Below are 14985 nucleotides of genomic sequence, written 5' to 3' on the forward strand. Positions count from 1 at the left end.
TAATTATCTCCAACGTATGTCACTCACAGCCCGGGCCGGGGAGGAAAAATCCTCTCCCCGGCCCGGGCTTATGCACGCGCGAATAATGAGCATGCGGCGGTTTATGAGCGATGGCGAGTGCTGGGTGAGTCAGGTGTGGCGGTGAATGCATCCGCGGGCCTGGTTATTCACGGCCGGTGCCGGGTGCAGGCAGCAATATCGGTCCGGGCGGTACCGCCAGGATCGGTACAGAGCTCATCGACGGAAAGAACCGCGGCCGGCTCGGGAAGCAAGGAGCGCCAGGCAGGTGGGAGCTCAAGCGGAGTGATGTTCTCCCAGTTCGCGGCCCGGCGCAGCCGGTCAAGATCGGCAATATCTACCAGGGTGCTTCCCTGCAAGAGAGTGGCACTCCCCGCATTCGTGCCGGTCACGAGCGCAGCTCCGCTGACTGGCACCGGGGATTCAGGTGCGTGCACCAGGAACGAGCGTCCCGCGTGGAAAGCCGCGCATACCCGCGCGGAGCCGGGCTGCGCGGCATCGGGAGTTGGGTGCGAAGTGGTAGCGGAACCATGCTCGGAAGCGATACCGGCAGTCGCACCAGCAGTCGGGCCGGAAGCTGGAGTGGCGAGCGCGCTGAGATCAGCGGGCCAGCCGTCTCCGGGGCCGGTTTCGCGAAAACTGAGATGGGAGCGAGCTGCCGGATTAAGGGCGTATACCCGCGCCCGAGCACTGTGCTCGGAGAGTCGATACAGGTGGAAAGCGGTGGGGGAGAGCGGTTCGAGTACCCCGCCTGAGCTGATCTGGAACCAGGTGCGGGTGCCGTCACTTCCAGCAAAAGCAACCAGGTCACCAACCCGGGCCTCTCCGATACCGGGAAGATACCCGGCCGGCTCGCCAGCAGCGGGAACGCTGAGCGGTGTAAGGGCCCGGCCCTCCGCCCAGAGTTCCACCCAAGCAGGCGGCGCCTCAAGCACCGGTAAGCCCGGAAACTCACTACGGAAAGCGGCTTCCGGAATATTCACCCGATAGCGTTGCTCGGCAGCAAGCAGCCACAAACCGCCCGGAACTCGCACCAGCACCGCGCCACCGAATTCAGGGAGTGGGGCTGAGGCCGCCAGAGGTACCGGCGCGGTCTGGCCCTGCGTATTTTCCGCGTTGTTTTTCTGCGAGCTGGTCACACTCGCGGGGCAGGCCACCAGCCACGGGTCACGCAGCTCGGCTGCGCTCGGTAAAGAATCGGGAGCACCCGGAATTCCCACCGGTATCCCGCGCGGTACATCTGCGAGCCGGGCAGCCGGGACCACATGGGTCGCCACGCCTTCCGGATACAAAAGATAAGCGCCAGCCAGGGTGGTTAGGGGATGGAGAATTCCACCGGAACTGAGATAGCGCGCCCCGCTCTCCGCGGCGATGAGAACAGTGCCATCCTCCCAGCCATCGGGAAGCTGCGGTGAGAGCGCCCGCGCTGCCCCGGTACCGGTCGCGGCCACCAGGGCAAGCCCAAGAGCTCCGGCCAGCCCGGCTAATCCCGGGCGGGGCGCTTCCTCATGAGGCGGTAGGCCCCACCACAACGCGCCCGCAATGCTGCGGCGCCGAAAACGGCGGGAGCTCATAATCGTGCGCGCGTTTACCATGGGCTGACCGCAATAACTATCCCGGCGCCAAGCAGCGCGGTAAGAATCTGCTCGGCGATCTCCACCCGCCGGATGAGAAGAAGCCGGGCTTCGGAACGCACGCCGCGGCCCCGATATTCGGTAGCCCCCAGGGGTTTCAGGGGTTCCAAGTTCTCCAGTGTTTCCCGAGGGCTCCGATATCCGAGGAACAGAGCGGGAACACTCACCAGCGCGGGAGCCACCAAGCAAGCAAGAAGGCTTGGTGCTACGTGCGCTGCTGGGTTCCGCATGGCCAGCACGCAGAGCTCCACATCAAGAAGAAGGAAGAAACCAAGCCGAAGTACAAACGCGGCGTCGGCGCGCATACTTATAGCACGCAGCCCGAGCACAGTTACGGCCGTGCCGCATATGGCCGCGCTGAGAATATTTGGGCGGTAGGCCAGCGGTAGCAGCGCGGCGATCACGAAGACTGTGCCGGCTTCACCGCCCAGGGTGCGGAGGGTGAGGATGCGGGCCCAGTTTTCCGGGCTGCGCTCCGCGGGTAAATCCGCTATGCCGGCGGCGGGAAGCTCCGGCGGGGGCGCGCTCAACCGCAAGACAATCGGCGCAATCAGGCGGACCGTGCAGACCAAGGCCACCACGATCACGAGGGTAGCCGGCTCGGCAAGCCGGGCGTGAAGCAGGGCGCTGCCGCCCCACGCCAGCAAACCAAGTGCCCAGCTCAACAGCATGCTGCGGCCGCCCGGCACGGGAACGACCGCCCGGGCCAGCAACGCGATGATAAGAAGAAAGCTCCCGGCTGCAATCCCACGCGGTCCCGCACCTGGCAAAACCAGCGGGGCCGCGCACCACCCGCAGGCTGCCCCCGCCCAGCCGCTGGCCGCGAGCAGCGCTAACACCACCAGCTGCGCCCGCGTGCTCGCCCCGGGGCCTTCCCGCCGGCGAGCATGCACCCAATTCACGCGGGCAAGACCGAGGAAAACGAGCGCGAGCCCGGCCAGCACGGGAAGCGCAAGCGCGTGAGGGAGCGCAGCCCGCGCGGTATATCCGGCCAGGCCCAGCCCACATACCACCACCAGTACTGTGGCACAGGTGCGGAGTGCAGTTGGGGAAAGTTCGCCGCGCTCATGCGAGGTGGAATGGCGGATACGACTGAGAACCGGGTCGCTGCGCGGCGGCGAGGGAGGCTCGGGCCCGTCAATAAAAAGGCAGACTCCGGGGGAGAGCAGGTCCCCTGCCGGCAGGCTCGGATCCAGCCGTTGCCCGGTGGCGGTACGAACCGTCCAGCTGGGAGCCGCAAAATCCGGGGCGAGGAGGCGCAGCACCTCGGGAATAAGTGCCGTTAGTGAGAGCGAACTGGCCAGCTCGAATTCGCCGCGCTGCCCCGCGCAATGCACGCAGACGGGAATCGCAATATCTGCCGGTTGCGTGCCGCGTGATTCTGTTAGTTCTTCGGCCATATGCTCTCCTTTCTGCGTTCTTACGTGAGCGCCGCCCGCCTACCCGCCCCGCCCGCCTACCAGAGCACTCGCCCGCCCGGCGCGCAGCATACCGCCCGGCATACCTGCCGCAGCCCACCCGCACCGCTACAGCCGCGGGGTGAGGGCACGGTATCAAGAAGGCCGCAACCTGACCAGAGCTCATCCACAGGCCAGAGAGTTATCCACAAGCCCAGCTGGCCCTGTGCGAGAGAAATGCGTCGTCGTACCGAAGCTGTGGATAGCGGTTCGCCAAGAAACCGAACTCCCGCTAGGGTGTGCCGCAAGGAGAGCGCGCTCGCGAAAGGAGGAAGCCATGGAGGGCCTGAGCATTCCCGCGCCACCTGCGTGTTATCGCGGCAACGGGCAGAAAATGAGCGCCGTCATGTTCCTCCCCGCGCTGCTATCCGTGGTGATGCTCGTGATCCTCACGTCCACCACCCGGCGCTCTCCCCACCTGCTTCTCCTCATGGGAACGCTCGGGGTTCTCATGCTCACGCTCGCGCTCCTCAATGTGGGCCTGGGGCTGCGGCGCAATGCCGGGGAACGCGACGGTGCGCGGCGCGACTACCTCGCCGCCCTGGCCAGGTGCGAAGCCGAAGCCGCCCGCATACTGGAGTCCTGCACCCACGAAGAAGCGCACCGCTATCCGGCCCCGCTCGTGCTCCCGCAGCGCCTGGGCCGCGGCACGCCACCGCCACCGGGCCCGATCCGGGTGGGGCAGGCACTGCTCGCGCCGCCATATTCCGTCACGCTCGCGGAGGAGCCTCCGGGGGAGCGCGACGACGCCGCCCGCCGGGCGCGGGACCGCTGTGCCACGGAAGTGCAGCGCCCGATCCCCGGCCCCGCACTCCTCGACCTGCCCTCGTATTCCACCATCACGGTGAGCGGGGCGGCGGCCTGGGCCTGGGTGCGGGCCCTCCTCTGCCAGCTCGCGGCGAGCATTCCGCCTGGTGATCTCGCTATTATCCCGGGCGATCATGTGCCTGAGGCCGAGGCGGGTTGGCTCAGTTGGCTGCCCCCGTACGCCGTCTCGGAGGCGGGGCTCGGAAAGGCCGTACACCTTATTATTAAGGAGCCTTCCGGGGCGGCTGATTGCCCAGGTTCCTCGTCCCACCTCACTTTGCATTTTCGGGACAAATCTGAGCGCGAAAAATCGCATCCGGAAGAAGCTGGCCCGCCTGATCAACCCTGCACGCTCGCACGCGACTGGCCTGCCCAGCGCGAGCCGGGCCCACTCCCCGAACCCGGCAGCCTCGTCGCGCTTGTGGATTATCCGGAGGGTGCCGAGCCCGCGCATCTCAGCCTTGCCGATAGCGCGGGGGTGCGCCGGGGGATACCCGATCTGCTTGACCTGGACGGAGCGGCCTATTGTGCCCGGGCGCTCTACCGTGCTCGGGGCACTGCGGCGCAGGATTCCACCGGCGTGCAGGGTTTCGCGAAGCTGCTCGGATTGCCATCCCTCACGCCGCAACCCGTTTCGCCGCACGCCTCGCCACCCGTTCTACAGTCCTCCGCTCCGCAGCTCCCCGGCTCGCCTTCCCCAACTCACCGCCCGGCCGCCACCTTGCGCGTGCCCCTCGGGCTCGATCCGCAGGGCGGCCCGGTGTGGCTTGATCTCAACGAGGCCGCGGCCGGTGGGATGGGCCCGCACGGCCTGCTCGTGGGCGCAACCGGCTCCGGGAAATCGGAGCTGCTGCGTACGCTCCTCCTCGGGCTCTGCCTCACCCATTCACCCGAACAGCTCAACCTGGTCCTCATCGATTACAAGGGCGGGGCGAGTTTCCATCCGTTCGCCGAGCTGCCCCACACCGCGGCCCTGGTCACCAACCTGGAACGCGATAGCTCCCTGAGCGAACGCATGGAGGAAACTCTGCGCGGGGAAATGAACCGCCGCCAACACCTGCTCGCCGAGCACGGCCAGCACTCTCACCTGGGAGAATATGAGGCGGCGCGCGCTCGCGGCGCCCACACCGGCCCGCTTCTCGCACCACTCCTTATTATTATTGACGAATTCGCCGAGCTCCTGGCCGACCACCCCGATCTCATCGACACCATCGTCGCCATCGGCCGCCTGGGCCGCTCGCTCGGCATCCACCTGCTGCTCGCCACCCAGCGCCTGGACGAAGGCAGGTTGCGCGGCCTGGATTCCCACCTGTCCTACCGCATCGCGCTGCGCACTTTTTCCGAGTACGAATCCCGCGCGGTCATCGGCACCCCGCAGGCCGCCCACCTCCCGCCCCAGCCCGGTTGCGGTTTCCTTGCCTGCGGCGGTGCGCCGCATCGCTTCACCGGGTTTTATGTTTCTGCACCGCTCGCGGCCCGCCCGGCTCAGGTCCCCGCGGTACGACGACGCAGCTCCGGGTCACCAGCCGCCCCGCCCACTCGTGCAGTTCCTGGGCCGGGCACGGCCCTGAACGGGCCTTCCATACTTACCGCGGCACTCGAACCGCTGCGCGGGATTGGGCCGCGGGCCCACCCGATCTGGTTGGAGCCGCTCACCCGCCCGCGCCACCTCACCGAGCTCATCGCGGTGCGTACCTCAGCCCGGTTTGGGGTATATGCACCGAGTCAGCGCGCCGCCCCGCTCCGGCTCACGCTCGGCGAGCGCGATCTTCCGCTGCTGCAACGCCGCGAAGCACTCCATATTGATCTCGCAGATTCTCATCTTCTGGTGCTCGGTGCACCGGGAGCCGGATGCGATGAAGCCCTGCGGACCATTGCCGGGGCTTTGGCGCTGGGATATACCCCGACCGAAGCGCAGTACGTGTTGTGCGATGCTTCGGGGGCCGAGCTTGCCGCGCTTATTAATGTGCCGCATATATGTTTCCGGGTCGATCATTCCGAGCCGGAGCGGATGCTCGCCGGATTGGTCGAGCTGAGGAATATGCTTCGCGCTCGCGAAGCCGCACGCAGCGGGGAAGTGCCGAGCCCCGATCCTTTCGGAGAAATATTTATTTTCCTGCGCGGTTGGTCGGCGTTGCGGGTACGCCCCGAACTGGACGAGCCGCTCACGGAACTCATTGAGCGCGGCCCGGCCAGCGGCATCCACATTATTACCACGGCCGCCCGCCCCACCGAGATCCCCGCGCACCTGCGCGATTTTTTCACTACCCGGTTAGAGCTGCGCCTGGCTGATCCTTATGATTCCCATGCCCCGCACCGGCGCGCCGCCACCGTGCCGGTGGGCTGCCCGGGCCGGGGGATAACTCCGGCAGGGGAACATTTTTTGCTCGCCACCACCCAGCCGCACTCCACTCACTCAGAGGCAGCGAGCCCGCCCGCATATTCAACCGCGCCGCCCGCGAATTCACCCGGCTCGCCCGCGAATTCACCCGGCCCCAGCCGGGGCGATCTCCTCGCCGAGATCCGCGCGGCCTGGTCCGGGCCACCCGCACCCCAGTTGTGGGAACTGCCCACCCACCTCACCTACCAGGATCTACTCGCGGAAGGCGGCCTCCACAAGCCTTCGCTACATTCGCTGCACTTGGGAATGAGCGCCCGCAACCGTGGGCCAGCAACCCTCGATCTTGCCGCTACCGGGCATGCTCTTATTTTTGGGGAAGCGGGTTCGGGGAAAAGCGCGGCGCTGCGCCTCCTCGCCCAGCAATTAACGCATATAGCCCCGCTCCCGCGGCTCTTTCTTATTGACCCGCACGGCCACCTGCGCACGTGCCTCCCGCCCGAACTTATTGCGGGAAGTTACCGAAGTGCCACGCAGGCTCGGGCGGATATGGAAGCCCTCGCCCAGGTACTCGCCGCCCGCCGCGCCCAAACGCCCAGCACGGCGGATCGTGCCCATACTCCAGATACAACCGGCCGCACCGAGTCCGCCCCGTTACCCGCACTGTCACCAGTTTCGCCACCCGCACCGATTATGGTCATGGTGGATGATGCCGAACTTCTTGATCCGCAGAGTTCTACGCTCGCACCCCTCGCCGAAGTACTCGTGGATGCCGCAGAACTCGGCTGGCACCTGATCCTCGCCACCGCGGAGCCGGCGCACCTCAGCCACCTCCCGCTGTGGCGGCGGCTCCTGGCTACTTCCCCGGCGGTCTTCCTGCTCTCCGGAGATTTTCGCTATCGCGGCGTGAACGCTCGCCGCGATATTCCGGGCCGAGCACAGCTTATTATCGGCCCGGCAGCAGATACCGTGCAGCTCGCATGGGCCCCGCCCGTCGCGGCGAACCTCAGCGAAAGTAACCGTGTGGTCCCGCCCGCCTCGGCGAACCTCGGCGAAAGCAGTCGCATGGACCCCGCCTGCCCTGGAACGCCCCCGGAAAACCCGCGGGCTAGCGTTGGCAGCCCGGGCACCAGAAGAGGCGCCGCCCCGCCATGAGTTCCTCCCGGATAATTGCGCCGCAGCGCACGCACGGGCGGCCGGTGCGGTGATACACCGCGAAGCGTGAGAGCTCCGGATCGCCTTCGGGAATCGGATCGGGCTGGAATTCGGGCGGGATCGTCACAATAATCCCGGAATCCACATCGCGGCCCATGCACAGCACCAGGTCATCCCACAGCTCGCGATAGCGTTCTTCGGAAACCTTATTGGCCGGCCGCAGCGGGGAAATCCCGGTGCGCCACAAACAATCAGCCCGATAAATATTGCCCGGGCCCGCCACAACAGCCTGGTCCATTACTACCTGGCCGGCCGGGATTTTTCGGCGGCGCGCCCCGGCCACGAACCGCTGCCGGTCACCCTCCTCATTGCGAATAGGATCGGGGCCGAGCCGCGCAATCACCCCGAGGACTTCCTCCCCGCTGAGAATCTCACAGCGGGCAGGGCCGGTGAGCTGGGCAACCGCCTCCGGCCCGGCGAGGCGCAAGCGAGTTGTCGGCGTCGTCGCCAATTCTCCCAGGACTTGAATATTGTCCTCCGGTAGACCATCGCGACCACCCGTGGGTGCCTCGACCAGGCGCGTGGTGCCATCCTGCCCGCCGTCGATGGTTTTGCGCATCCCCGAATCTTCGGTGGGGCTCACCCGAATCCCGGCACCGTGCAAACCGGCCACCCCCGGCCCCGCAAAAGCCCATTTTCCGTAAAGCCCCAGATGAATATGGAGCCAGGTGGCCTGCGGGTCGCCCAGCTCGACGGCAGGAATGCCACCCGCCGCGGCTTGTTCGGAAGCGGAAAGAAAAGGCCAAAAAAGATGCTTGCCCCAGGCGTGGGCCCGCCCGGCGCGCAATCCGTCCAGCAGGGCCGCGCCCTGGGCGAAACGCCCCTGCGGGGAACTGGCCGCCACGGCGTTCCCACCAAAAAGCGCCGTGAGAATACGTCCGTGACGATGAATAGCGTGACCTTCCGGCACCGCTCCTCCTCCATTCAGTATGCAATTCATCCAGTATAGGCGGGCGGGTTCGGGTGAGCCCCGCGGTGCGGCTCCGCGCGGCCCCGCAATATGCGACGCGGCACGCGGCAGCTAGGATAGCGGGTATGGAGCCGAACGCAGCAGTACGTCTTTTCTCTCGCGCAATCGAGGGGCGCCTGACCGCCACCGATGAGGATGCGTTGGCTCGGCTGGAAGAAACCGGGCGCGTCCATGATCGCGCGTCGTTGCTGGCCGCGTGCGCGCCGGCCGCGCCGCTGCGAGAACGGGGCGGGCAGCTGCTCTACAGCGATAAAACCGGCAAAGATTTATTGCGCAATCTGGCGCTCATCACAAAAACTTATTGGATTTCTGGGGCTCTTGCGCTGTCGGCGAGCTTGGATCACGCGGTGAGTGGCACACCTATTTTTTATATTCCACAAGCCGATATTGATCGTCTGGATAAAACGGCTGCCACCTGGGGCGGCATGCAGCCCCTGTGGGTGCTCCCGATTGACGAGGACGTGAGCGCGGGCGCGCAGTGGATCGATTTCTTCAAGCATTACGTGGGGGTCGGGCGCGCGGTTGTGGATACGTACGCGGTTGGTGACGTGCCTGCAGCGCTCGCCTGGATTAAGGAAAAAGAAGATGATGTCGCGGTATAGCCTCGGGTCGCGGCAGTATCACGGGTACGACGACGCCGCCACCGGGCAGCCGGCCTCTCTAAGCAATGGTAGTGCCGCTTTTCTGCTGCCCGCTCCGCACATCTTCTAACTTGAGTGGAATAGACTCAAGAAAGCTTGCGTTGCTATGAGTGGATCGGCGAAGTGGTGAACAGGTAGCCGCCGCCGATGTAAGGAGTTGTCATGGATAAACTAACAACGAAGTCGCAGGAAGCTTTGGCGCAGGCCATTCGCACGGCGACGGATGCGGGCAATCCCCAGGTGGAGCCGGTGCATCTTCTCAGCGCGCTGCTCGCCCAGGAAGGTGGAATTGCCCTTGCCCTGCTCGAAGCGGTGGGCGCTAATCGCGTGGAAATCGCGGAGCGGGTATCCGGGGCGCTGGCTTCGCTGCCGCGCTCGGCGGGGGATTCGGTGCAAAATCCCGGGGCGTCGCGCCCGCTCTCGCGAGTGATTTCGGAGGCCGGCAAGGAAGCGACCAGCTTGGGCGATGCCTATATTTCTACCGAACATCTCCTCATGGCGATTGCGGCTTCGCAGTCCCAGGCGGGGGAGATCCTCCGGAACGCCGGCGCCTCGCATGAGGCGCTGCGGGCTACTCTGCCGCGCGTGCGCACCTCGAAGGTGGATAGTGCGGATCCGGAAGGCACGTTCCAGGCCCTGGAGAAATACGGTCAGGATCTCACCGCGATGGCTCGGGAAGGGAAAATGGATCCGGTGATCGGCCGCGATAGCGAAATTCGCCGCGTGGTCCAGGTCCTTTCTCGGCGTACCAAGAATAATCCGGTGCTCATCGGGGAACCGGGTGTTGGGAAAACCGCCGTTGTGGAGGGTTTGGCGCAGCGCATGGTCAATGGTGATGTTCCGGAGTCTTTGCGCGGCAAGCGGCTCATCCAATTGGATGTGGCCGCGATGGTGGCCGGTGCAAAATACCGCGGTGAATTCGAGGAACGCTTCAAGGCTGTTCTGAATGAAATCAGGGAGGCTGCGGGTGAAATCGTTACCTTTATTGATGAGATCCATACCATCGTGGGGGCCGGTGGCGGCTCCGAAGGTGCCATGGATGCCGGAAATATGCTCAAGCCGATGCTCGCGCGCGGGGAATTGCGGCTCATTGGTGCCACCACTCTGGATGAGTACCGCGAAAATATTGAGAAGGACCCGGCTTTGGAGCGCCGTTTCCAGCAGATTTTCGTGGGTGAACCCTCGGTGGAAGATACCATCACAATTTTGCGTGGTATCGCCCCGAAATACGAGGCACACCATAAAGTAACAATTACGGATGGTGCTCTTGTTGCCGCGGCGCAGCTCTCGAATCGGTATATTACCGGCCGTCAGCTTCCCGATAAGGCCATTGATCTTATTGACGAAGCGGCCTCGCGCCTGCGCATGGAATTGGATTCTTCCCCGGAGGAAATCGATGTTTTGCAGCGCCAGGTGGATCGCCTCACCATGGAGGAGTCCTATCTTTCTGAAACGCAGGACGACGACGCAGCTACCGCCGACCGCCTAGAAACCATCCGTGCAGAATTGGCGGATCGCAAAGAAGAATTAGCTGCCCTGACCGCTCGGTGGGAAAATGAGAAGGCCGGGCGCAACCGGGTGGGTGATTTGCGGGTCAAGCTGGATGAGTTGCGCACCGAGTTTGAGTTAGCGGTCCGCGAGGGCCGGTATGAGGATGCCGGGCGGCTCCAAAATGGCGATATTCCGGATGTGGAACGCCAGATCGCGGCGGCGGAAGCGGCAGAAGCGGATGGCCAGGCTCGCGATCATGAACCGATGATTGCCGAACGGGTCGATTCTGAGGAAGTTGCCGAAGTGGTGGCGGCCTGGACGGGCGTGCCGGTGGGTAAGCTCATGCAGGGCGAAACGGAGAAACTCCTCCATATGGAGGAGGAGATCGGGCATCGCCTTATTGGTCAGCAGGATGCGGTGCGGGCGGTTTCTGATGCGGTGCGCCGTTCGCGCGCCGGGGTGCAGGATCCGAACCGGCCCGATGGTTCCTTCCTCTTCCTCGGGCCTACGGGTGTTGGGAAAACGGAATTGGCGAAGTCACTGGCGGACTTTATGTTCGACGACGAGCGCGCCATGGTGCGTATCGATATGTCGGAGTACGCCGAAAAGCACTCGGTTTCGCGGCTGGTCGGGGCACCTCCGGGATACGTGGGTTATGAGGAAGGTGGCCAGCTCACCGAAGCGGTGCGGCGGCGGCCTTACTCGGTGATTCTGCTTGATGAAGTGGAAAAGGCGCACCCGGATGTGTTCGATATTCTGCTCCAGGTTTTGGACGACGGGCGCCTCACGGACGGCCAGGGCCGGACCGTGGACTTCCGCAATACCCTCCTCATCTTGACCTCGAATTTGGGTTCTCAGGCTTTGGCTGATCCCACGATGGATGCGGCGGCCCAATATGACACGGTCATGGCTGCGGTGCGGGCGCACTTCAAGCCAGAGTTCCTCAACCGCTTGGATGACGTGATTGTTTTCCATCCGCTGAGCATGGAGGAAATCGGCAAGATCGTGGATCTGCAAATCACGCAGTTGGAGCAGCGGCTGGGTGAGCGGCGGATGCATCTGGATGTGAGCCCGGCGGCACGCGATTACCTGACGATGGACGGATACGATCCGGCCTACGGGGCCCGCCCGCTACGCCGGCTTATCCAGCGGGAGATCGGTGACCAGCTGGCCCGCATGATTCTCGCAGGTGACGCTCATGACGGGGATACCATCCGGGTGGATACCCGAGAAAATGCCACGGCCAGTGGTGGGACTTCGGGCCGTAGCTATGCCCTGCGGCTCAGCGCTGAATCCTAATAACTAAATTGCCCTATCTACGTCCGGGGTGTGCCGACGCGGCACACCCCGGACCTGCTGTTTCAGTGAAGCGTGGTGGCAGCGATGCCGCTGAGTGGGATATTGCGACAGGTGTGCCGTTAAATGCGATGCCGGTGCCCGCGATGTGGTTGCCGAAATTAAGTGGTACCAAGGTATTGACAGATCATTAACGCATCCTTTAGCGTAGCCTTAACGGTGCTCATCCGAGCGTCGTTAAGGGTCACAAGTCCCAACCTTTCAACGGTGAAAAGGAGGCAGATCATGAAGACTATCCGAAAAGTAGGTGCTGCATTCGCGGCAACACTGCTATCAATCGTGGCGTTTATGCCATCAGCCAGTGCTATCCAGGTGGGTGGCTACAAGAAATGTAACTTCAATCAGGCTCATGTTGGGGTGTATGCGGAACAGCAGACATATGAAATCATGAGGATTTCGGTGCGTGGCGAAAATCTTTATTCTAGTGATGAAAGCTTGAGCGCCAGTGTTGTTTCCCGTTATTTCAATGGTAATTGGAGGGCTTCTGCGGAGGAACTGCTTCGAGCACCGACTCACGCTACTTGCACCCCAATTGACTGGTAAGTATTTCTGAGTGCTGTAGTGGGTGGCGCGGGAGGTCCCCTCGCCACCCACTCGATTTAGCGGGGGAAGCTCGATGAAGAGATTTTTTGTTTGTTTAGTAGTGGCTGCGCTGATCCCGATTAGTGGCTGCGCAGGCGAAGGCTCTGGAGGAGCTGAAAATACTCAAACATCGGCTTCCTCAGAATGGAATCCTAATTCTTGGACCTCTGACATAGAGATTCCTCCTAAATTCACCACGGAGGATGAGAAGTTCGCTTTTCGGGACCAGTGGTTACGGAGGAATGCGAAATCCATGGGGCTTTCTGATCCTCCGGATATTCCTCTTGTTGCGTGGCAAAACGTATCGCAGGAACGCAATGAAAAACTCGCCGAGTGTTATCGGCTTAAGGGATTTAGTGCTCATGCTCGCCCCCAAGGCGGCGTCTTGTTTGATCCAGCTGTTCCCGAAGCGCAAAACGAATCGTTTAACTTGGCGACACACGAGTGTTATTCGAAATACTTTCTCGATCCCGAGTTTCTTGCGAATTTGACCGAGGATCAGTTGCGGGTGCAGTGGGATTATTGGGACGAATATTATATCCCCTGCCTGGCGGCACATGGATTCACCGTTGACACCTCCGAGCGTCCGGCTCGGGAAACATATGCTACGACGTTTTACTCTGATGCAGAACATCGCTGGTGGCCGAATAATAAGGGTGAGCTTTCTTTCCAAATCACGCCAGAAGTTATGAAGGCGTGTCCGGAAAGGCCGCCAATTACAGAATTTTACGGGATCGATTGATGCGCGGCGGATTGGGGTGTTGCATGAAGTATAGGATTGTACCGGTCTTTAGTTCGCTACTTATGGCAGTGGGCGGTTGCGCCGTGGCTGATTCCGATTTGGGAAGTTCCGGAGAAACTGGAAGCGAAGTGGCTGTAGCTTCAGCATCCGAATGGGACCCGAATAGCTGGAAAGCGAAAATAAAGATCTTACCGCGTTATCACACGGAGGAAGAGAAACTTGCTTTCCGTGCGCAGTGGTTGAAACGTAATGCAGAATACTCTGGGATTGAAGCTCCTCCGGATGTTGCTCTTGTTGAATGGCAAAACTCTGTGGAATTGATGGATACCAAGCGCGCCGAATGTTACAGAGAAAAGGGTTTTAGTGCCTATGTTCCCCCTCAGGGCGGAGTCGCTTTTGACCCGAGTATTCCAGAATCGCAAGAAGAGGCGTACGACCTTGCCTGGTACGAGTGTTATGCGAAGTATTTTCCGAATCCGGAATTTCTCACCAATTGGTCAGAAGATCAATTGAGGGTGATATGGGATTACTGGGATGAGTATTACATTCCTTGTTTGGCCGCGCATGGATTCAAAGTTGATACTTCCAAGCGCCCGGTTCGGGAAACCTATGCCACGACGTTTTACAGTGATGCTGAGCATCGTTGGTGGCCAAACAATGGAGGATCTCTTGAATTCGAAATCCCTCCAGAGGTGTTAAAGGTTTGTCCTGAGATTCCTCCTGCTTCCCAGTTTTATGGCGTGGAATGAGATACGGTCATGAAACATAAGATTGGATCTGCTCTCTGGCTTGTCCTTACAGTGCTGACTGGCTGTGCTGCTGGTGGTTCTGATTCCGGAACCGCTGGCAATGCTGACCGTGAATTAGCCACGTCCGCTTCCTCCGAATGGAATCCGGATTCATGGAAGTCTGATATAGAGATTTCTCCTAAGTTTACAAGTGAGGAAGATAAGCTAGCTTTCCGGAAACGCTGGCTGGAGCGTAATGCCGAGACGATCGGAGTTACGAACCCACCTGATATTGCTTTAGTTGAGTGGATGGATTCTCCGCGCGCGGACAATGAAAAGAATGCGGAATGTTTGCGGAGTAAAGGGTTTTCCGCTGAGGTTGCCCCGCAGGGGGGAATTCTGTTTGATCCTCCGATCCCTGAATCGCAGCAGGAGGCTTTAGGTATGGCGGCCTATGAATGTAAATCGATGTACTTCCTTAACCCAGAGTTTCTTGCGAATTTGACGGAGGATCAGTTACGGGTGCAGTGGGATTATTGGGATGGATACTATATCCCCTGCTTGGAAGCGCATGGTTATAAGGTTGATATCTCCGAACGTCCCGCTCGGGAAACCTATGTTGCTAAGTTTCACACCGATCCGGAGCATCGCTGGTGGCCGGATAATCACGGTGAGCTTTCTTTCCGAATCACGCCGGAAGTTATGAAGGTGTGTCCGGAAAGGCCGCCAATTACAGAGTTTTATGGGATCGACTGATCTGCTGGCGATAGGGGTGTTGCATGAAGCATAGAGTTCTACCTGTTTTTAGCTCGCTACTCATAGTGGTGGGCGGTTGCGCGAGCGGGGGTTCCGATTCCGGGAGCGCTGACGAAACTGGAAGCGAAGTGGCTGTAGCTTCAGCATCCGAATGGGATCCGGATAGTTGGAAAGGAGTGTGTCAAGTTGTTTGTGTGTGAGCATTGTTTATAAATACTTATTAAACCGGTCAGGGTAGGCCACGGACATC

10 protein-coding genes are annotated in these 14985 nt (G+C 61.8%); 7 read left to right on the forward strand and 3 right to left on the reverse strand.

The annotated features are described in order from the left end of the window. Nucleotides 1-167: 167 nt before the first annotated feature. Together ACRQHG_RS08750 and ACRQHG_RS08755 are read right to left on the reverse strand one after the other, a co-directional pair. Nucleotides 168-1613 (reverse strand): type VII secretion protein EccB, encoded by a 1446-nt coding sequence (locus ACRQHG_RS08750; protein ID WP_435719970.1) that lies wholly within the window; start codon nucleotides 1611-1613, stop codon nucleotides 168-170. Further along, nucleotides 1607-3052: a hypothetical protein gene (locus ACRQHG_RS08755; protein ID WP_435719971.1), complete on the reverse strand. Its 1446-nt coding sequence runs from the start codon at nucleotides 3050-3052 to the stop codon at nucleotides 1607-1609. The genes ACRQHG_RS08750 and ACRQHG_RS08755 overlap by 7 nt, the downstream gene beginning before the upstream one ends. Nucleotides 3053-3386: 334 nt before the next feature. On the opposite strand from ACRQHG_RS08755, the gene ACRQHG_RS08760 reads away from it, so the two are divergent. Next, nucleotides 3387-7409: an FtsK/SpoIIIE domain-containing protein gene (locus tag ACRQHG_RS08760; RefSeq protein ID WP_435719972.1), complete on the forward strand. Its 4023-nt coding sequence runs from the start codon at nucleotides 3387-3389 to the stop codon at nucleotides 7407-7409. Here ACRQHG_RS08760 and ACRQHG_RS08765 read toward each other — a convergent pair. Further along, on the reverse strand, nucleotides 7363-8379 hold the full coding sequence (locus tag ACRQHG_RS08765) for an Fpg/Nei family DNA glycosylase (RefSeq protein WP_435719973.1): 1017 nt from the start codon (nucleotides 8377-8379) through the stop codon (nucleotides 7363-7365). The two genes, ACRQHG_RS08760 and ACRQHG_RS08765, sit on opposite strands and share 47 nt — an antisense overlap. Before the next feature lie 125 nt (nucleotides 8380-8504). Between ACRQHG_RS08765 and ACRQHG_RS08770 the strand changes: the two genes are divergently transcribed. The 6 genes from ACRQHG_RS08770 (at nucleotide 8505) to ACRQHG_RS08795 (ending at nucleotide 14735) form a co-directional block, all read left to right on the forward strand. Next, nucleotides 8505-9041, forward strand: coding sequence for a hypothetical protein (locus ACRQHG_RS08770; RefSeq protein WP_435719974.1), 537 nt, complete (start codon nucleotides 8505-8507; stop codon nucleotides 9039-9041). A gap of 201 nt (nucleotides 9042-9242) precedes the next feature. Next, entirely contained in the window at nucleotides 9243-11870 is a 2628-nt protein-coding gene (gene clpB, locus ACRQHG_RS08775; RefSeq protein WP_435719975.1) for an ATP-dependent chaperone ClpB, read from the forward strand. 282 nt (nucleotides 11871-12152) lie between these two features. Beyond that, the gene (locus tag ACRQHG_RS08780) at nucleotides 12153-12470 is read left to right on the forward strand and encodes a hypothetical protein (protein WP_435719976.1); all 318 of its coding nucleotides are present in this window, start codon (nucleotides 12153-12155) and stop codon (nucleotides 12468-12470) included. 73 nt (nucleotides 12471-12543) lie between these two features. Next, a complete protein-coding gene (locus tag ACRQHG_RS08785) occupies nucleotides 12544-13251 on the forward strand; it encodes a hypothetical protein (protein ID WP_435719977.1) in 708 nt (235 codons plus the stop codon). 83 nt (nucleotides 13252-13334) lie between these two features. Next, complete coding sequence (locus ACRQHG_RS08790; protein WP_435719978.1) at nucleotides 13335-14000, forward strand: hypothetical protein; 666 nt, start codon at nucleotides 13335-13337, stop codon at nucleotides 13998-14000. 9 nt (nucleotides 14001-14009) lie between these two features. Then, complete coding sequence (locus ACRQHG_RS08795) at nucleotides 14010-14735, forward strand: hypothetical protein (RefSeq protein ID WP_435719979.1); 726 nt, start codon at nucleotides 14010-14012, stop codon at nucleotides 14733-14735. Nucleotides 14736-14985: the final 250 nt, after the last annotated feature.

This window comes from Actinotignum vesiculae (assembly GCF_051267215.1).
GTDB classification, from domain to species: Bacteria; Actinomycetota; Actinomycetes; order Actinomycetales; family Actinomycetaceae; genus Actinotignum; species Actinotignum schaalii.

Coding starts and splice junctions, on each gene's coding strand:
- ACRQHG_RS08795 (WP_435719979.1), top strand. CDS start 14,010: ATGAAACATAAGATTGGATCTGCTCTCTGGCTTGTCCTTACAGTGCTG.
- ACRQHG_RS08750 (WP_435719970.1), bottom strand. CDS start 1,613: ATGGTAAACGCGCGCACGATTATGAGCTCCCGCCGTTTTCGGCGCCGC.
- ACRQHG_RS08755 (WP_435719971.1), bottom strand. CDS start 3,052: ATGGCCGAAGAACTAACAGAATCACGCGGCACGCAACCGGCAGATATT.
- ACRQHG_RS08760 (WP_435719972.1), top strand. CDS start 3,387: ATGGAGGGCCTGAGCATTCCCGCGCCACCTGCGTGTTATCGCGGCAAC.
- ACRQHG_RS08785 (WP_435719977.1), top strand. CDS start 12,544: ATGAAGAGATTTTTTGTTTGTTTAGTAGTGGCTGCGCTGATCCCGATT.
- ACRQHG_RS08780 (WP_435719976.1), top strand. CDS start 12,153: ATGAAGACTATCCGAAAAGTAGGTGCTGCATTCGCGGCAACACTGCTA.
- ACRQHG_RS08770 (WP_435719974.1), top strand. CDS start 8,505: ATGGAGCCGAACGCAGCAGTACGTCTTTTCTCTCGCGCAATCGAGGGG.
- clpB (WP_435719975.1), top strand. CDS start 9,243: ATGGATAAACTAACAACGAAGTCGCAGGAAGCTTTGGCGCAGGCCATT.